The 17,976-nt window shown below is 63.6% G+C and carries 13 protein-coding genes and 1 pseudogene; 5 read left to right on the top strand and 9 right to left on the bottom strand.

Annotated features, from left to right (window positions below; translation table 11 throughout):
- Positions 1 to 72: 72 nt before the first annotated feature.
- Positions 73 to 1,242 carry a bifunctional 2-methylcitrate synthase/citrate synthase gene (prpC, locus tag P0D89_RS30515; RefSeq protein ID WP_408377624.1) on the bottom strand — a complete coding sequence of 390 codons (1,170 nt, stop codon included), beginning with the start codon at positions 1,240 to 1,242 and terminating at the stop codon, positions 73 to 75.
- A gap of 217 nt (positions 1,243 to 1,459) precedes the next feature.
- Here prpC and prpR point away from each other — a divergent pair, with 217 nt between their 5' ends.
- A complete protein-coding gene (gene prpR, locus P0D89_RS30510; protein ID WP_408368498.1) occupies positions 1,460 to 3,430 on the top strand; it encodes a propionate catabolism operon regulatory protein PrpR in 1,971 nt (656 codons plus the stop codon).
- A 210-nt stretch (positions 3,431 to 3,640) separates the two neighbouring features.
- Here the strand turns inward: prpR and P0D89_RS30505 are convergent, their stop codons facing one another.
- Positions 3,641 to 4,561, bottom strand: a complete 921-nt coding sequence (locus P0D89_RS30505) for a LysR substrate-binding domain-containing protein (protein WP_408368500.1) — start codon at positions 4,559 to 4,561, stop codon at positions 3,641 to 3,643.
- A 121-nt stretch (positions 4,562 to 4,682) separates the two neighbouring features.
- On the opposite strand from P0D89_RS30505, the gene P0D89_RS30500 reads away from it, so the two are divergent.
- The 3 genes from P0D89_RS30500 to P0D89_RS30490 all read left to right on the top strand — a co-directional run bounded on the left by P0D89_RS30500 (position 4,683) and on the right by P0D89_RS30490 (position 8,192).
- A complete protein-coding gene (locus tag P0D89_RS30500; protein ID WP_408368502.1) occupies positions 4,683 to 5,765 on the top strand; it encodes a tartrate dehydrogenase in 1,083 nt (360 codons plus the stop codon).
- Positions 5,766 to 6,241: 476 nt separating this feature from the next.
- Positions 6,242 to 7,600, top strand: a complete 1,359-nt coding sequence (locus tag P0D89_RS30495; protein ID WP_408368504.1) for an MFS transporter — start codon at positions 6,242 to 6,244, stop codon at positions 7,598 to 7,600.
- A 262-nt stretch (positions 7,601 to 7,862) separates the two neighbouring features.
- Positions 7,863 to 8,192, top strand: coding sequence for a hypothetical protein (locus P0D89_RS30490; protein WP_408368506.1), 330 nt, complete (start codon positions 7,863 to 7,865; stop codon positions 8,190 to 8,192).
- A gap of 99 nt (positions 8,193 to 8,291) precedes the next feature.
- Here P0D89_RS30490 and P0D89_RS30485 read toward each other — a convergent pair whose 3' ends face one another.
- The 6 genes from P0D89_RS30485 to P0D89_RS30460 all read right to left on the bottom strand — a co-directional run bounded on the left by P0D89_RS30485 (position 8,292) and on the right by P0D89_RS30460 (position 15,934).
- On the bottom strand, positions 8,292 to 9,449 hold the full coding sequence (locus tag P0D89_RS30485) for a glycoside hydrolase family 53 protein (protein ID WP_408368508.1): 1,158 nt from the start codon (positions 9,447 to 9,449) through the stop codon (positions 8,292 to 8,294).
- Positions 9,450 to 9,563: 114 nt separating this feature from the next.
- Positions 9,564 to 11,528, bottom strand: coding sequence for a beta-galactosidase (locus P0D89_RS30480; protein ID WP_408368510.1), 1,965 nt, complete (start codon positions 11,526 to 11,528; stop codon positions 9,564 to 9,566).
- A 44-nt stretch (positions 11,529 to 11,572) separates the two neighbouring features.
- On the bottom strand, positions 11,573 to 12,424 hold the full coding sequence (locus P0D89_RS30475; protein ID WP_408368512.1) for a carbohydrate ABC transporter permease: 852 nt from the start codon (positions 12,422 to 12,424) through the stop codon (positions 11,573 to 11,575).
- Positions 12,425 to 12,444: 20 nt separating this feature from the next.
- Positions 12,445 to 13,350, bottom strand: coding sequence for a carbohydrate ABC transporter permease (locus P0D89_RS30470; protein ID WP_408368514.1), 906 nt, complete (start codon positions 13,348 to 13,350; stop codon positions 12,445 to 12,447).
- Between the two features lie 69 nt (positions 13,351 to 13,419).
- On the bottom strand, positions 13,420 to 14,673 hold the full coding sequence (locus tag P0D89_RS30465; RefSeq protein WP_408368516.1) for an ABC transporter substrate-binding protein: 1,254 nt from the start codon (positions 14,671 to 14,673) through the stop codon (positions 13,420 to 13,422).
- A 121-nt stretch (positions 14,674 to 14,794) separates the two neighbouring features.
- Entirely contained in the window at positions 14,795 to 15,934 is a 1,140-nt protein-coding gene (locus tag P0D89_RS30460) for an ABC transporter ATP-binding protein (RefSeq protein ID WP_408368518.1), read from the bottom strand.
- A 205-nt stretch (positions 15,935 to 16,139) separates the two neighbouring features.
- On the opposite strand from P0D89_RS30460, the gene P0D89_RS30455 reads away from it, so the two are divergent.
- Positions 16,140 to 17,156: a LacI family DNA-binding transcriptional regulator gene (locus P0D89_RS30455; protein WP_408368520.1), complete on the top strand. Its 1,017-nt coding sequence runs from the start codon at positions 16,140 to 16,142 to the stop codon at positions 17,154 to 17,156.
- 25 nt (positions 17,157 to 17,181) lie between these two features.
- Here P0D89_RS30455 and P0D89_RS30450 read toward each other — a convergent pair.
- Positions 17,182 to 17,907: pseudogene (locus P0D89_RS30450) on the bottom strand (haloacid dehalogenase type II).
- Positions 17,908 to 17,976 lie beyond the last annotated feature (69 nt).

Below are 17,976 nucleotides of genomic sequence, written 5' to 3'. Positions count from 1 at the left end.
GGAGGAGAAACGCTTGCGCGGCTTGACTGCTGGTACGCGTTCAACGGCTCGTAGATGCCTGGTCGGCCATCGTTAGACGCGTTTTGCGAGCGGCACAAACGGCAGGTCGTCGGGTCCGGTGTAATTCGCGCTCGGCCGGATGATCTTGTTGTCGATGCGCTGCTCGATGATGTGCGCGCTCCAGCCGGCCGTGCGCGAGATCACGAACAGCGGCGTGAACATCGCCGTCGGCACGCCCATCATGTGATACGAAACCGCGCTGAACCAGTCCAGATTCGGGAACATCTTCTTCGCTTCCCACATCACCGATTCGAGCCGCTCGGCAATCGCGAACAGCTTGGTGTTGCCCGCTTCCTTCGAGAGCTTCTTCGCGACTTCCTTGATGACCTTGTTGCGCGGGTCGGAGATCGTGTACACCGGATGGCCGAAGCCGATCACCACTTCCTTGTTCTCGACCCGGCGGCGGATGTCCGCCTCGGCTTCGTCAGGCGTCTGGTAGCGCGACTGGATCTCGAACGCGGCCTCATTGGCGCCGCCGTGCTTCGGGCCGCGCAGCGCGCCGATCGCGCCGGTGATCGCCGAATGGATGTCCGAGCCCGTGCCCGCGATCACGCGGCCGGTGAAGGTCGACGCGTTGAACTCATGCTCCGCGTACAGGTTCAGCGACACGTGCATCGCGTCGACCCACGACTTCGACGGTTCCACGCCGTGCAGCAGATGCAGGAAGTGACCGCCGATCGAATCGTCGTCGGTTTCCACCTCGATGCGCTTGCCGTTGTGCGAGTAGTGGTACCAGTACAACAGCATCGAACCGAGCGAGGCCATCAGCTTGTCGGCGATGTCGCGCGCGCCCGACAGGTTGTGATCGTCCTTCTCCGGCAGCACGGTGCCGAGCACCGACACGCCGGTGCGCATCACGTCCATCGGATGCGCGGCGGCGGGGATCCATTCGAGCGCGGCCTTGACGTTCGCGGGCAGGCCGCGCAAGCCTTTGAGCTTCGTCTTGTAGGCGGTCAGTTCGGCCTGGGTCGGCAGCTTTTCGTGGACCAGCAGATACGCGATCTCTTCGAATTCGCACGCGCTCGCGATGTCGAGAATGTCGTAGCCGCGGTAGTGCAAGTCATTGCCGGTCTTGCCGACCGTGCACAGCGCGGTGTTGCCCGCCGTTACGCCCGACAGGGCGACGGATTTCTTCGGTTTGAATGCGCCCGCGTTCGTCGTGCTGTTGTCTGCTTCGCTCATCAGTTGTTCTCCAAATACAGTGTGGGCTGTTTGATCGGCTCTTGAAGAGCAAAGAACGGGCCAGCACAGTCTGCAAGCGCTAAGTACCTGATTTTACAGGAGACAGCCGCGCCGCCCTTGCTCAGCAAGTATTTCACAAATGAAACTCCAATTTCAAATTGGAAATCAATGCGCGCATAATGGATGGACTTTCCAATCCAGCCGCGAGCCGCCCGCCTTGAGCACACCTCTGTTCGAACCGTCTCCGCGCCCGCGCATCTGGGCGCTGAGCATCAGCCGCCTGCGCGATCTGTTTTTCGACATCGCCGGCGAATACGTGGAACGCGCGGATCTGCGCGTCGTCTCGCACGGCTTCGAAGATGCCGTGCGAGAGATCGAGGCCGCGGGCGCGAACCGTCCCGATGTCGTGATTGCGGGCGGCTCCAACGGTGCGTATCTGAAAACACGCGTGACGGTCCCTGTCGTGCGGATCAGCCCGACCGGTTTCGACGTGATGCATGCGCTCGCACGCGCTCGTCGCGACGGCGCGCGCGTCGGTCTCGTCACACACGGCGACACGCCCGAAGAAGTGCGGCGCTTCATGGCCGCCTATGCGCTCGACGTGACGTTCGCGTCGTATCAGTCCGCGCAGGATGCGGAAGGCGTCGTGCTCGACCTGAGCGATCGCGGCGTCGATGTGGTGGTCGGCCCCGGACTCGTCACCGACCTCGCCGCGAATGCTGGCATGGGCGCGGTGTTTCTCTACTCGCGCGCGTCGGTGCGCGCCGCTTTCGACACCGCGCTCGAAGTCGCGCAGGCGACGCGCCGCGAAACCGTGCGCCGTCAACGGCTCGACAATCTGCTGCAACATCTGCGCGATGGCGTCGTCGCGCTCGATGCGCAAGGGTGCGTCGAAGTGATGAACCAGCGTCTGGCCAGCATGCTCGGCATCGACGCGGCAAAAGCCGCGGGGCGCGCGCTGCTCGACCTTGCCCCCGATCTCGCCGGCAGCCTGCCGGACGCGGACGGCGACAGCTTCTGCACGGTGCGCGGCGCGAGCTACGTCGTGCATCGCGGGCCGCTTGCCAGCAGCAGCGCGGCGGCGGGCACCGTGCTGACGTTTCAGGAATCGCGCGCCGTCGAGCGGCTCGATCGCACGTTGCGCGCGCGGCAGCGTGTGCAGCAGTTCGCCGCGCGTTACCGGCTCGAGGATATCGTCGGCGCATCGGCGTCGATCCAACGGGTGCGCTCGCTCGTGCAGCGCTACGCGAGGTCGGATGCAACCGTGCTGATTCTCGGCGAAAGCGGCACCGGCAAGGAGATGGTCGCGCAGAGCATGCATCAGTTGAGCGCGCGGCGCGACTTCGCGTTCGTCGCGATCAATTGCGGCGCGTTTCCCGAGGCGTTGCTGGAGAGCGAGCTGTTCGGCTACGAGGAAGGCGCGTTCACCGGCGCGCGCAAGGGCGGCAAGGCGGGGCTGATCGAAGTTGCGCACCGCGGCACGCTGTTTCTCGATGAAATCGGCGAAATGCCGCTGTCGTTGCAGAGCCGGCTGTTGCGTGTGCTGCAGGAACGCGAGGTGGTGCGGCTCGGTTCGACCGAGCCGACGCGCGTCGATATCCGGGTCGTCGCGGCGACGCATCGCGCGCTGACCGAGGGCATCGAAGCGGGGCGCTTTCGCGCCGATCTGTACTACCGGTTGAACATTCTGAGCATCGCGCTGCCGCCGTTGCGCGAACGTCCCGATGATCTGCTGCCGCTCGCCGTCGAATTGCTGCGGCAGGCCGCGGCGCGTGAACCGCGGCTCGCGGCGCGCGTGCCCGATGCGGCCGCCGCCGAACGGGTGCTTACGGGACTTGGCGCGTCGTTGCGACGTTATGCGTGGCCAGGCAATGTGCGTGAATTACAGAATGTGATCGAGCGGATAGCTGTTGAACTCGCTGACGCTGACATCGATGCTGGCGCGCCGCACGAAGGCATTATTGTCCTCACGCGTGAGATGCTGCGCGACGTTGCGCCCGAAGTCGTCGAGGCCCATACACGCGCGGCGACGCCGGCCGCGCTTACGCTGCGCGAGCGCAGCCGCCACGTGGAAGCCGATCAGATCCGCGCCGCGCTCGCGGCCCACGACGGCGATCGCGATGCGGCCTGCGACGCACTCGGCATCAGCAAGACGACGTTGTGGCGCAAGTTGAACGCGGGGCGTTAGGCTGGTGTGGGCGATACGTTTCGACGCGCGACGGTTACGTGAGCTGCGTTGTCCGCGGCGGCGGAGCGCATGGGTTGAACGTGGGGCATCCAGCTATTGTGGATGCATGCGCGCGCAAGTGTCGCGCCGCATATCGACATGCGTGACGCACACCGCGCAACCAGATCGAGGCTTGAACCTCCGCGCTTCGCACTCGTTCCCGACAAGCTTTCACGGGTTGCCGGCGCGATCCAAAACATCGAACTCAGCACTCAAAAAATCCACGCACACCCTAACCTTCGCCGACTGCGCGAGCCGCGCCGGATAAACCGCCCACACATTCGCCGGCTGCGTAGCCTCAGGCAGAACCTGCTGCAACTGGCCGTTCGCGAGGAGCGCCCGCACATCCCACATCGACCGCAGCACGATCCCGCGCCCAGCCAACGCCCATTGCACCGCGACCTCGCCATGATTGGTCGACAGCGGCCCCGTGACCTTGATCGATGTTGCTTCCCCACGCACCTGTAAACGCCAGAGACCGAACGGATGATCACGCTCCTTGATCGCCAGGCACGCATGCGAAGACAGATCGGCAAGCTGACGCGGCGCGCCGTGCCGCGCCACATACTCAGGCGACGCGCACAGCACGCGGTGATTCGACGCGAGCCGCCGCGCAATCAGATGCGGCGCGATCTCGTCGCCGATGCGGATATCGAGGTCGAAGCCTTCGCCCGCCACGTCGACAAGCCGGTCGACCAGATCGAGCCGCACGCTCAGTTGCGCATAGCGCTCGGAGAAGCGGGCCAGCGCCGGCGCGACGAACCGGCGGCCAAAGCCGAGGCTGCTGGAAATGCGCAGCTTGCCGGCAGGAAGGCGGCGCGTGGTGGACACGTCTTCCACCAGTTGCTCGACATCGTCGAGAATTTTTTCGGCCCACGTATAGACGCGCTCGCCCGCCTCCGTAATCGCGACGCGCCGCGTGGACCGGTGCAATAAGCGCGTGCCGAGCGTAGTCTCGAGCACACTGATCCGTTTGCTGACATAGGCCGCGGACACCGACAGGGCCTCCGCCGCCGCACTGAAACTCGATTTGCGCGCCACTTCGCAAAACACGCGCAAATCGTTGAGATCGGGTGACGGCACGGTGTTCATAGGTCCTTCTTTGTACACGAATCGTGCACAGTCGCTTAACTAAAGCTGTCATTTTATGCGCAGCAGCAGGAATAGAATAAGCGTCTTTGAACAGTCGAACATCCCAACGAAGGAGCACAACATGTCGAAAAAATATCGGATCGCGGTCATACCCGGCGACGGCATCGGCGTCGAAGTCATGCCGGAAGCCATTCGCGTGCTGGACGTGGTGAAACAGCGCTTCGGCATCGAAATCGAGTATCAGCACATCGAATGGGCGAGCTGCGCGTACTACGCGAAGCACGGCAAGATGATGCCGGACGACTGGAAGACCCAGTTGCAATCGGCCGATGCGATCCTGTTCGGCGCGGTTGGCTGGCCGGACACGGTGCCCGACCACATCTCGCTGTGGGGCTCGCTGCTGAAGTTCCGCCGCGAATTCGACCAGTACATCAACCTGCGCCCTGCCCGGCTCTTCGCCGGCGTGCCGTCGCCACTCGCGGGCCGCAAGGCGGGCGACATCGACTTCTGGATCGTGCGCGAGAACACCGAGGGCGAATATTCGTCGGTGGGCGGCGTGATGTTCGAAGGCACGGAGCGCGAATTCGTGCTGCAGGAGTCCGTCTTCACGCGCCACGGCAGCGAGCGCGTGCTGAAGTTCGCGTTCGATCTCGCGCAACGCCGCGAGCGCAAGAAGATCACGGTCGCCACGAAGAGCAACGGCATCGCGATCAGCATGCCTTGGTGGGATAAGTGCGCGGCCGGCATCGCGGCGCAGTACCCCGACGTCACGTGGGACAAGCAGCACATCGACATTCTCTGCGCGCGCTTCGTGCTGAATCCCGATCGCTTCGACGTGGTGGTGGCGACCAATCTGTTCGGCGACATCCTGTCCGATCTCGGCCCCGCCTGCACCGGCACGATCGGCCTGGCGCCGTCGGGCAACCTGAACCCGGACCGCAAGTTTCCATCGCTGTTCGAACCGGTGCACGGCTCGGCGCCCGATATCGCCGGCAGGAACATCGCCAATCCGATCGCGATGATCTGGTCCGCGGCGATGATGCTCGACTTCCTCGGCAATTCCACGGGCAAGGAGCGCGACGCGCACGATGCGATCCTCGCGGCGATCGAGGCAACGCTGGTCGAAGGCCCGCATACCGGCGACCTCGGCGGCAACGCGAACACAACCGAAGTCGGCAAGGCGATCGCGGCAAAACTCGCGTGAACCGCCTGAGTCTTTTGCTACCCCGGTAGACAGTGTCGGGTAATCCCGCGTTGACCCATTGCTATCGGATTACTTACAGTTCGATGTTCGTATAAAGAATCGCAGTTCTATATGCGAACAAACGCGCCATAGGCCGGGGCGTCCCGACTTCGCGGCAGTTGGCCGCGCTACTGCGCGACCGGCCCGCCCGGCCACCGCGATACTTGCGCCACGAGGACACCCGGCATCGCGAATCCGGCGCGGGGCGGGCAGCCGGGCCGTCCGGGTACTATTTACCGTCTGAGCGTACCGGCCTTCATGCGTCACATGGCATTGCGGCGCATCGACGACAAGGTACGTGCGGCACGGTGCGCCGCGCCGTCGTCGGCACAGCCGGTTTGCGGCGGACGCAGGCATCGTGTACTGCTTCCAAACGGCGTACGATCGTAAAAAAGGAAAGGCGCGTTTCCAAGCGCTTTTGCAATCAGGAGACCATCATGAGCCGCAGCACCGCTGTGAACGTTCAAACTTTCATCAACGAACATCCCTTTTCGCCGTTCCAGTGGCTGGTTTTTTTCATGTGCTTCGTGATCGTCCTGCTGGACGGTTTTGACACCGCGGCGATCGGCTTCATTGCGCCTTCGCTGATCGGCGAATGGGGCATCTCCAAGCCGGCGCTTGCGCCGGTGCTGAGCGCGGCGCTGTTCGGCCTCGCGTGCGGGGCGCTCGTTTCGGGCCCGCTGTCGGACCGTCTCGGTCGACGCGTGATGCTGATCGGCTCGGTGCTGCTGTTCGGCGCGATGTGCCTCGCATCGGCCTTCTCGACCGGCATCGAGCAATTGACCATACTGCGCTTCGTTACGGGCGTCGGCCTCGGCGCGGCCATGCCGAACGCCGTGACGATGATGGGCGAGTATTGCCCGGACCGCCGCCGCGCGACCCTGATCAACCTGATGTTCTGCGGCTTTCCGCTCGGCGCGGCGTTCGGCGGCTTTCTCGCCGCGTGGATGATTCCGCATTTCGGCTGGCGCAGCGTGCTGCTTCTCGGCGGCGCCACACCGCTGTTGCTGTTGATCCTGCTGCTGTCGCAAATGCCGGAGTCGGTCCGCTACATGGTGGCGAACCGCAAGCCGACCGAGCGGATTCGCGCGGCGCTCTCGCGCATTTCGGGCGACGCGGTGCACGCCAACGCCTTCACGATGACCGAAAGCGCGCCGCAAACCGGCGGCAAGGGCCTCGCCGTCGTGCTGTCGCGTTCGTACATCATCGGCTCGGTGATGCTTTGGGTGGCCTACTTCATGGGCCTCGTGATCTTCTACGCGTCGATCAACTGGATGCCGATCCTGCTGAAGGATGCCGGCCTCACTCCGCAGCGCGCGACGCTGATTTCCGCGCTGTTCCCGCTCGGCGGCGTCGGCGCGGTGCTGTGCGGCGTGCTGATGGACCGCTTCAACGCGAACCGGATCATCGCGGCCTGCTATGCACTGACGGCGGTGAGCGTGTATTTCATCGGCCAGGCGGCCGGCAACGTGGGCGCGCTGGTGTTCATCGTGTTCGTCGCGGGCGTGTTGATGAATACCGCGCAATCGTCGATGCCCGCGCTCGCCGCCGCGTTCTACCCGACCGAAGGTCGTGGCACGGGCGTGGCATGGATGCTCGGCATCGGGCGCTTCGGCGGGATCGCGGGTTCGTTCCTCGTGGCCGAACTGACTCGCCGCCACTTCACGTTCGGCGGCATCTTCGCGACGGTCGCGGTGGCGGGCCTGCTTTCGTGCGTGGCTTTGCTGCTCAAGCAGGCGGCACGGCCGCATGTGGCGGCGACGACTGGGTCGAAGACTGAGTCGTTCGGGCATTGAGCGTCTGCATGGGCGCTGGCTGCGGTGTCGGTTTCGACGCCGCGCCGGCGCCGCCCTGCAACGCGTAAGCTGGATGGTCCACTGATTCTTCGAAGCCGCCGCAATGGGCGGCTTTTTCATTTCCGCCGCGCACGCGTGAGCGGGTAAAAAACGGCACACGTCACTTCCCGATAAACTACGCCGTTGTTTGCCCGTGCGGACGCCGCGATGGTGGATGTCGTTATCGCCGCGCCGTCGCTCATCTCAAGTCAGGATTCCGGTAATGAAACGCGTAGTCGTATCCGCGCTGCTGGCGGCGTGCCTCGCGCAACCGGCCGCCCAGGCCGTTGCACAGACAGTCAGCGATCAATGTTTCGCGATCGGCGATATTGCCGGCCAGGTCGCTTCATGGCGCGCACACAAAAAGACCAAGGCCCAGGCGCTGGACCAGGCGGCCCGGTACTACAAAGACCCCGCCGACCGTCAGTCGGTCGACGCCATCATCGAAAAGATCTTCAGCCCGGACGCGCCCCATATGACGCCCGATCAGGCCAGCATGGCGTTCACGTCGGCGTGTGTGAAGCAGAAGCACGAGCAGGCACCCGCGCAGTGAGGCCTGCTGTCAACGCGGCGGGCTCGACGGCCCCGCCGCGTTGAACGGCACGAATGCGCACGCAAACGCCGTCCGCGAATGTAGGTGCCTGTGCCGGTGCTAGCGTCTGCGAAATGCGTCCAGCGACGGCAGCGCATTGCCGTGAAAATCGAACAGCGTGTTGTTGTCCCACTGATCGCCCGCGCCGACTTTCCAGCCAACGTTCGGCGTCGGAATCCATTCCGGCTCCCACCAGAACACGCCCTTGCCGTGTCCATCGGGAATCGCCTTCACGACATCCGTCACCGCGCCGAGAAACTGCGCCTGGCCGGCCGGGGTCTGCGGATAGGTCGCGGTCCCCACGTTGGTCATCGAGTTGGGTTCCGAATCGCCGTCGCTGGTTGTCCACGGATACGCGGTCTCGACCACGATCACGTCCTTGTCGTAGCGCGTCGCCAGATCGTTCGCGTTGTTCTGCAGATCGCTCAGCGAACCTTGCCACTGCGGATAGTAGGACAGACCGATCACATCGAACGTGACGCCGCGCTGCGTCGCGCTGTCGAACCACCAGCGGCTCGTCGCGTTGTTGCCGCCGCTGTCGATGTGCAGCATCACCTTGATGCGCTCGTCGACGGATTTGACCGCGTCATGTCCGGCCTTCAACAACAGCGCGAGGTTGTCCAACTGGTCGTACTTGCCGAGCGGCCACAGCATGCCGCCGGTGATTTCGTTGCCGATCTGCACCCACTCCGGATGAACGCCGTCGCGCTTGAGCATCTGCAGCACATTCGACGTGTACTCGGACAGCAGCGCGCAGGTCTGCGTGATGTCCTTGCCGGCCCACTCGTGCGGCGGATACTGCTTGCCCGGATCGGCCCACCAGTCACTGTAGTGGAGGTCGATCAGCACGCGCATGCCGAGTGCGGCAGCGCGGCGCGCCAGCACGCGAGCATGTTCGGCATTGTTGTAACCGGCCGCGGGGCTCTGATTGGCCGGAAAATAGTTCGGATTCCCAGGATCGTTCCAGACCTTGATACGAATCGAGTCGACGCCATGGTCCTTCAGAATCCGCAGACAGTCGAGCCGCTCGCCGTGCTCGTAGAACTTCGCGCCGTTCGCTTCGAGTTCGAGCAGCGTCGAGACGTCCGCGCCCATCGCAAAGCGGCCGCCACGCGCTGCGGATTCCCGCTCCCCCGCGACGACGGGCAGGCCCACCGTCGTGCCGACGCCCGCCGCAGCGGCAGAGGCCAGCCATCCCAGCATTTCTCTTCGGTTCATCTGTCATCCTCCATCGATTGAATGGCGGCTCTGACAACGGCCGCCTGGTCCGGTTTGAAGCGCCTGTGTTTCACCCTCCGGTTATCACCTTCCGACTGCACCCTCTTTCCAATTTCAAGCGTCTTGCCATACGCAGACGTCGCCGGTACCCAGGCGCGGCTCGCCGAGCACGAAACTCGCCTGAGCGGGCGCCGGCGCGTGCACCGGCTCCGGGCCGAAGTTGAACGCGAAGGTCAGCCCGCCGCGCCGGCGAATGCGCAAACCGTCGGCGAGCAGTTGCGTGTCGATACCGGCGTCGCGCGCCGCCTGCTGCAACACCGTGCGATGCAACGCGTGAGACAACCAGCCCGCCACGTACCTAACCTTGCCGTGCGTGAGAAGCGCCGGCCACGCATCGTCGAATTGCGCGGCAACGCGCGTCTCGACGTTGGCGCGCACATGCTCGCGCCAATGCATCGCCGCGCCCTGCGTGCCGTCGATCGACAGTGCGGGCGTGAGCGTCGGCCGCAGCGATTCGGCTTCCAGCACCTGCATCGGCAACACGCGCTGCAACGCGCCGGGCGGCAGGTTGCCGGGAATGGCGAACGCGTCCGTTTTGGAGCCGCTGCGCGGACCGAAGACCCATTGCGCGCTGCTACGTTCGATCTGATCGACGAGCGCGTCGTCGATCACCGCGATGCTCGGCACGACCACGAGGCAATACGCGGAAAGGTCCGCGCGGCTCGACACGATATCCACGTCGAGCCCGAGTTCGCGCAGCGCTTCGTAGTAATCGAACGCCAGCGTCTGGTAGTCGAAGGTCTTGCCATGACGCTGGATCTCGAACATCCATTGCGTCTCGTAGTCGAACACGACCGCCGTCGCCGCGCGCACAGGCGCGCCGAGCGTCGACAGCGCCACGGAGTTCGCGATCTCGCGCGCCGCCTGCTGCACTTCGAGGCCGCCCGGCGACAGTTCGTTGTTCGGCAGGTTGAGGCCGGAGTGCATCTGTTCCTGCGCATACGGACACTGGCGCCAGCGGAAATAAGAGACCAGTTCCGCACCGTGCGCAAACGCTTCGTAAGCCCACAGCCGGACCATGCCCTTCGCGGGCACCGGATTCCACGGCGCCCAGTTGACCGGACCAGCCTGCTGCTCCATCACCCAGAAACGTCCCGCGCCGATCGCGCGATAGCGGTCGTGGTCGAACGCGGATACATCGGGATGCGCGGTGCGCGCGAAACGTGCCTTCTGCTCTTCCGGCAGCGCGATCGATTCAGTACGCGCGATCGGATAGCTGTCCCATGCCGCCACGTCGAGTGTATTGTCTTCGGCGAAGCGGTAGTGATCGAAGGTCGTGAAGAAGCCCATGAAGTTGTGCAGCAGATCCGCCGTCGGCGCATGCTCACGCAACACTTCGATCTGCTCGCGGTGGAAGCTCGCCACCTCGTCGGACATGAAGCGGCGGAAGTCGAGCAGATGGATTGGATTGGCGTCGGTCGGCGTGAGGTTCGGCAAGCCGATCGCGTCGAACGACGGATACTCCATGCTCCAGAACACGTTGCCCCACACGTCGTTCAGCGACGCGACGGTTTCATAGCGCCGCTGCAGCCACGCGTGGAAGCGCTCGAGCGCCGCGGCCGAATAGCTCGGCACGGTCTCGTGACAGCCGAGTTCGTTATCGGTCTGCCACGCGACGATCGACGGATGCCGTCCGTAACGCCGCGCCATCGCAGCGACGATGCGCACGCATTCGCGCCGGTACGTTTCGCTCGAAATGTCGTAGTGACGACGCGAGCCGAAATTCCAGCGCGTGCCGTCTGCGCGCACCGGCAACACGTCCGGATGCGTGTCGATCAGCCACTTCGGCGGCGACGCGGTCGGCGTGCCGAGCACCAGCTTCAGGCCCGTTGCCGCGAGCGTTTCGACCGCTTCGTCGAGCCATTGCCATTCGAAAACGCCCGCGCGCGGCTCCATCCGGCTCCACGCGAATTCGGCAATCCGCACATGCGTAATGCCGAGTTCGGCCATACGCTTCGCATCGTCGGCCCACATCGCGCGCGGCCATTGTTCCGGGTAGTAACAGACACCAAGTTGCATGAGAAAGTCTCGTTATGAGTTGACGAGTTGGGTCGAGCAAGTGCTCAGCCTTTGCTTGCACCGAAGGTCAGGCCGGCGACGAAGTGCCTCTGCATCGCGAAGAACATCAGCACGGAAGGCAACGCGGCCAGCACCGAGCCCGCCGCGACCAGATTCCACGCGGTCGTCCATTGCCCCTTGAGCGCGGCGACGCCCACGGTGATCGGCGCGGCCTCGTCGCCCTGTGTGAGGCACAGCGCCCAGAAGTAGTCGTTCCAGACGAAGGTGAACACCAGAATGCCGAGCGCCGCGAGCGCGGGCCGGATCAGCGGCAGCACGATGCGCAGATAGATGGCCCATTCGCTCGCCCCTTCCACGCGCGCCGCTTCGATCATCTCGAACGGCAACTGCTTGATGAAGTTGCGCAGAAACAGCGTGCAAAAGCCGGTCTGGAACGACACATGGAAAATCACCAGCGCCCACACGGTGTTGAACAGACCAAACTTCAGCGCCATGTCGCGCACCGGAATCATCAGGATCTGGATCGGCACGAAGTTGCCGGCGACGAATGCGAACAGCACCGCCGTATTGCCGGGGAAGCGGTAAGTGGCCAATGCGAAGCCGGCCATCGACGCCAGCACGATCGCGCCGATCACCGAGGGCACCGTGATCAGCACGCTGTTGGCGAAGTAATGCAGCATCGGCGTTTGCGTGAGCGCGGTGCCGTAGTTTTCGAGCAGCGCGAAATGCTTCGGCCAGGTCCAGTAGTCGCCTCGCGAAAGCTCGTCCGACGAGCGGATCGACGTGACGAGCACGGCGAGCATCGGCAGCAGCCAGATCAGCAAGGCGAGCGGCAACGACGCTTTGTAGAGCGTGCGATTGAGCGGTTTCCAGCGTTCGACGGGAAGCGGATACATGACACGTAACTCCTGGGCAATCAGCGTTCTTCGCGCAGCATGCGGCGCAAATGGAACACGATGTAGACGAGCATGATGGCGAACAGCACGACCGCAATCGCGGCCGAATAACCTTCGCGGTAGTACTTGATGGCCTGGTCGTACATGTAATAGGCGAGCACGGTGGAACTGTCGAACGGACCGCCGCCGCTCATCACCGCGATCAGGTCGAAGCTGCGCAGCGCGCCGATCACGGTCAGCACCACCGCCATGAAGGTGGCGGGCCGCAATTGCGGCAGGATCACGTGCCACAGCAGACGCAGGCCCTTCGCCCCTTCCATGCGCGCCGCCTCGACCACCTCGGGATTGATGCCCGTGAGGCCGGTGAGATACAGCACCATGCAGAACGGCGTTTGCGGCCACAGCGCGGCGAAGATGATGCCGAGCGTCACCGTGCGCGGATCGCCGAGCACCGGAATGCCGCGGCCGACGATCAGCCGCAACAGGCCGAAGCTCGGGTCGTAGAACCAGCTGAACACGAGACCGACCACCACGCCCGAGAGCACGAAAGGCGCGAAGAACAGCGACTTCACGACACGCATGCCACGCGTATGCTGGTTCAGATACAACGCGAACAGCAGGCCGAGCGGCGGCGCCAGCAGGAACAGCGCGAGCCAGATCAGGTTGTTCTTCAGCGCCGTGTAGAACGTGTCTGAATGAAACAGCTCGACGTAGTTGGAAAGACCCGCGAAGGTCTTCGGCGTCATCCCATCCCAGTTGTAGAAACTGAGCGAGATGCTGCTGATGATCGGGTAGATCACGCACAGACAGAACAACGCGCAGCCCGGCAGAAGAAAGAAAAACGCGGCGCGATGCTGATGACGGCGCGTCGTCGAGACGTGACGGTGCTGGGCCGCGGGTAGGCGGCGCGCTGCGGAATGAGACATGGATCGAGCCTCGTCGGGAATCGAAGGCGAGCGCCGGCCGCCGCGACTACGCGGCCGGCGCTGCGGGACTTACTTCTGGTAGATGCGCTTGCGCGTCGCTTCGAGGCGGGCGAGCACGGCGTCGAGTTGCGACGGATCGCTGTAGAACTGCTGCATGGCCTTCATGCCTTCGTCGGCCATTTCCTTCTGCATGTCGCGGTCGTAGAACTGCGCGATGCCGCCCTGCGTATTCGCGAGCGTCTGGAAGCCGACTTTCGAGATCGCGTCGTCAGGCTCGGCCGCCTTGCTGTTCGACGGCAGTTGACCCCAGCCCTTCGCGAGATCGGCGTTGATTTGCGGCTGTTCCATGAAGGCGAGCAGCTTGCGCGCGTCTGCCTTGTTCTTCGCCTTTGCCGGAATCAGCAGCACGTTGACGGGACCGTCCTCGGCCATCGGCACGTTGGCGTCGATCACCGGGAAGCGGAAGAAACCGATCTGATCCTTGAGGGACGGTGGAATGCTCGCCGAGAAGAACGTGCCCATCAACATCATCGCGGCCTTGCCGTTCACGAGAAACGGCGCGATCGAATCGAGGTCGTACGAGAGCGCGTTGTCGATATAGTCGTGGTTGTCGATCAGCGTCCTCCACGTGGTGTAGACCTTCTTCACGCGCGGATCGGTGTACGGAATCTCGCCTGCCATCAGCTTCTGATGGAACGCATTGCCGTTGATGCGCAGGTTCAAATAGTCGAACCATGCGGCGAGCGTCCAGCTGTCGCGCGCGGCCACGGCGATCGGCGCGACGCCGATTGCCTTCAGCTTCTTGTTGGCTTCGAGAAACTCATCCCAGGTTTTCGGCTCGCTCTTGATGCCGGCCTTCTCGAACAGGTCCTTGCGATAGAAGAAGCCATAAGCGTCATAGCCTAGCGGCGCGGCGTACTGCTTGCCCTTGTACGTCGATGCTTCCTTGACCGACGCGTACTGCTGCGACCAGCCGTTCTTGGCCCAGTCGGAGGACAGATCTTCGAGCAGGCCGCGTTGCGCGTAATAGGCCATCCGTTCACCGTCGTGCCACGACACGACATCCGGCGGATCGGTGGCGAGCCAGCCGCCCATCTGCACCTTGTACGCCTCTTCGGTGATGTAGGTCACCTTGAGATCGACATCGGGATTGGCTTTCTTGAACTTGTCGAACGCGTCCTGCCATGTGGAGCGCTGATTGCCGCGCGCCGACACGTTGACGTTGAGCGTGGCGGCGTCGGCGGTGACGCTGGCTAACGCGCCAGCCACCACGGCGGCCGCAATCGACACCTGGGCAAGACGGCGAAGGCGATGAGCAATCATATTGTGTCTCCTTGAGTACCTTGTTGACTGACAGCGGGTGGCTGCCAGCGAAGTAACCCGCTCTGCGGCGGAATTTGGCTTGGTGAATCTGATAGTCACTTGTTCGGCACCCTAACTATTTTCAGGCGGCGACGCGTTCGGGTTCGAACATGCTCCGCCGCAACGCGATGCCTTCCGCGTCGAACAGATGGCACGCGCAAGGCGGAACGTGAATGCGGATGCGCTCGCCCGAGCCGATCGGCGAATCGCCGGGCGCCTTTGCGATCAGCGTGCCCGTTGCATGGTCCGCGTGAATATAGCTGTGTTCGCCGAGGCGCTCCGAGAGCACTGTCGTGCACTGAACGAACTGCTCGTCGCCGTCGAGCCGCAAATGCTCAGGCCGCACGCCGAGCGTGACCGGCTGTCCGCGCCGCAGACGCTGGCCATCGACGTGGGCGATCAGCTTCTCGCCGCTTTGCGCGAGCGACACCGTCACGCTGCCGGGCCCGACCGATTCGACCGTCGCGTCGATGAAGTTCATCCGCGGCGAGCCGATGAAGCCAGCCACGAAGCGCGACTTCGGACGGTGATACAGCTCGAGCGGCGCGCCAGTCTGCGCGATGCTGCCATAGCGCTCGGCGTCCGCGCCGGCGTGCAGCAGCACGATGCGGTCGGCGAGCGTCATCGCTTCGACCTGGTCGTGGGTCACGTAGACCACGCTCGCATTCGCAAAGCGCTGATGCAGACGTGCGATTTCCACGCGCGTCTGGCCGCGCAGCGCGGCGTCGAGATTCGACAGCGGTTCGTCGAACAGGAACACGCCCGGCTCGCGCACGATGGCCCGGCCGATCGCGACGCGCTGTCGCTGTCCGCCCGAGAGCGCTTTCGGATAGCGCTCGAGCAAGCTCTCCAGTTGCAGAATGCGTGCGGCTTCGCGCACCTTGCGCTCGATCACGTCCTTCGGTTGCTTCGCGAGCTTCAGGCCGAACGCCATGTTGTCGAACACGGTCATGTGCGGGAACAACGCGTAGCTCTGGAACACCATCGCCACGCCGCGCTGCGCCGAGGGCACGTCGTTCACGAGCCGCCCGCCGATGTGCAGTTCGCCTTCGCTCAGATCTTCGAGGCCGGCGATCATCCGCAGCAAGGTGGACTTGCCGCAACCCGACGGTCCCAGAAAGACGCAGAACTCGTGCTGGGTGATCTCCAGATTGACGCGCCGGATCACCGGCGGATGATCGCCGTATGACTTCTGCACGTCCGCGAGACGAATGGTCGCCATGCTGCCTCCGTTCGATTTAACCGCTTAAATTTCTTGAAAAAATAAACGGCCAGCCCTTGTGCGGCAAGCATTTAATCGCTTAAATTCGAGTTCGAGGGAAAAAGTCATGGTGGGTTGTCTCCGCTGTCTTTTCCAGAAACTTATCAACGTCGCAGATCGCTTGCAACATTTGAATCGTATTCCCTAAATATGGGATAACCAAAAAATGGTCACGCTGTCCGAAGTGGCGAAGCGCGCGCACGTTACCGCCGCCACCGTCTCCAACGTGCTGCGCAATCGCGAGAAGGTCCGCCCGGAAACGGCCGAACGCGTGCTGAAGGCAATCGCCGATCTCGGCTACCGGCCCAATCTGAACGCGCGCGCACTGGCCGAGGGGCGCTCGTCGACGCTCGCGCTGATGTTGTCGAACATCTCGAACCCGTTCTACCCCGAGTTCGTGCTGGCCGCGGAACGCGCCGCGCGCAAATCCGGCCACTTCCTGATGGTTTGCAATACCGACGACGACGCCGAGATCGGCCGCGCGTATCTGAACCAGATCGCGGGCACGCTCGCCGACGGCGTGCTCGTGATGAACACGGACATCACGATCAACGATCTGTGCGCGTCGGCCGCGCACAGTGCGCCGATTTTGCTGGCGATGTGGGAGCACCCGGAGTCGCCACCCGCGCTGCCCTGCATCGCGGTGGACTTCGCGCATGCGGGCGAGTTGGCGGCGCGGCATCTGCTCGAACTCGGCCATCGCGAGATTGGTCTGTTGATCGGCGACGGTTGCGGCGGCTTGCAGGATGCGCGCTCGAACGGCTTTCGCGCGGCGATGCGCGCGGCCGGCATCGAAGCGGATGCCGCCGCCGTGCTGCAGATTCGCGACTCGATCGACGCCGGCTACGCCGCTTGCATGCAGCTGATGTCGAACCGGCCGCAACTGAGCGCGATCTTCGCGACCAACGATCTGCTCGCGATCGGCGCTGCGCAGGCTTTGATCACGCTTGGCCGTGCGGTGCCGGACGACGTGTCGGTGATCGGCATCACCGACATTCAGCTCGCGCACCAGGTGCACCCTGCCCTCACAACGGTGGCGATCCAGACCGCGGCGGTCGCGGAGTTGTCGATCGAGAGTCTGATCCGCCTGATCCAGACGCCGGAGCAGCAGCCGTCGATGGTGCTTGGGCCGTTACCCGAACTGATCGTGCGCGCATCGACGGGACCGCGGCAGCGGCGCTGACGCTAATAGATCACCAGCCACCGCGTCACTTCCGCTGCAACGCGTCCTGATGCGCGGTCACGAGATCGGCCATGCTGTTGAACCGGAAGTCGAACTTCGGCTGCGAGCCCGGATTCATCGTCGCGCCAAAGCCCTGCTTCGCGTGCCGGCGATAAATCCAGCACGACGCGAGGCCGAATTCGTTCGCGGGCTTGTGATCGTGAAAGAGGCTCTCGGCGGTGTGCAGGATCTTTTCTTTGCCGATGCCCCGTTCGCCGAGTTTTTCCAGCATGTACTCGAAATTGCGCGGCGACGGCTTATATGAACCGACATCTTCGGCCGTGATGATCGCGTCGAATTCGACCTGCAGCTTCGCGTTGCTATGGCTAAAGCTTTCATTATCGACGTTCGACAGAATCACGAGCTTGTAGTGCTGCTTCAGATAGTGCAATGCCTGCGCGGAATCGTCGAACGCAGGCCAGTTGCGGATGGACTTGCCATATGCGGCACAGTCCGCGAGCGTGCATGGCACCCGCCATTCTTCGGCGAGACGCTTGTAGACGATAGACAGCAGTTCCTGATAACGCAGATGCGGCGTGGACTTCTGCTGCGACGACTCATGCCGCGCATGGGCTTCGAGCACCTGGTCACGCGTGAGCGGCGGCACGACACGCTCCAGCAGCGGCCGCAAGCCTTAAAAGATGCCACTCTCCCAGTCGATCAACGCCCCATAGCAGTCGAAAGTCAACGTATCGAAGTCGGTCAGTTGCATACGGGTTTCCTCATCGGGCTACAGACTCACAGACGATAAAGCGCAACGGCGTTGTCTTGACGTCCTCCC

The organism is Paraburkholderia sp. RL18-085-BIA-A (assembly GCF_046027075.1).
Classification (GTDB): Bacteria; Pseudomonadota; Gammaproteobacteria; order Burkholderiales; family Burkholderiaceae; genus Paraburkholderia.
The sequence above is the reverse complement of the archived record's forward strand: the minus strand, read 5'-3'. Positions and strand labels throughout refer to the sequence as shown.

Bases quoted from the DNA above. Each gene is read 5' to 3' on its own strand.
- P0D89_RS30465 (WP_408368516.1), bottom strand. From the start codon at position 14,673: ATGATTGCTCATCGCCTTCGCCGTCTTGCCCAGGTGTCGATTGCGGCC.
- prpC (WP_408377624.1), bottom strand. From the start codon at position 1,242: ATGAGCGAAGCAGACAACAGCACGACGAACGCGGGCGCATTCAAACCG.
- P0D89_RS30495 (WP_408368504.1), top strand. From the start codon at position 6,242: ATGAGCCGCAGCACCGCTGTGAACGTTCAAACTTTCATCAACGAACAT.
- P0D89_RS30475 (WP_408368512.1), bottom strand. From the start codon at position 12,424: ATGTATCCGCTTCCCGTCGAACGCTGGAAACCGCTCAATCGCACGCTC.
- P0D89_RS30505 (WP_408368500.1), bottom strand. From the start codon at position 4,561: ATGAACACCGTGCCGTCACCCGATCTCAACGATTTGCGCGTGTTTTGC.
- P0D89_RS30470 (WP_408368514.1), bottom strand. From the start codon at position 13,350: ATGTCTCATTCCGCAGCGCGCCGCCTACCCGCGGCCCAGCACCGTCAC.
- P0D89_RS30500 (WP_408368502.1), top strand. From the start codon at position 4,683: ATGTCGAAAAAATATCGGATCGCGGTCATACCCGGCGACGGCATCGGC.
- P0D89_RS30485 (WP_408368508.1), bottom strand. From the start codon at position 9,449: ATGAACCGAAGAGAAATGCTGGGATGGCTGGCCTCTGCCGCTGCGGCG.
- P0D89_RS30460 (WP_408368518.1), bottom strand. From the start codon at position 15,934: ATGGCGACCATTCGTCTCGCGGACGTGCAGAAGTCATACGGCGATCAT.
- P0D89_RS30480 (WP_408368510.1), bottom strand. From the start codon at position 11,528: ATGCAACTTGGTGTCTGTTACTACCCGGAACAATGGCCGCGCGCGATG.
- P0D89_RS30490 (WP_408368506.1), top strand. From the start codon at position 7,863: ATGAAACGCGTAGTCGTATCCGCGCTGCTGGCGGCGTGCCTCGCGCAA.
- P0D89_RS30455 (WP_408368520.1), top strand. From the start codon at position 16,140: ATGGTCACGCTGTCCGAAGTGGCGAAGCGCGCGCACGTTACCGCCGCC.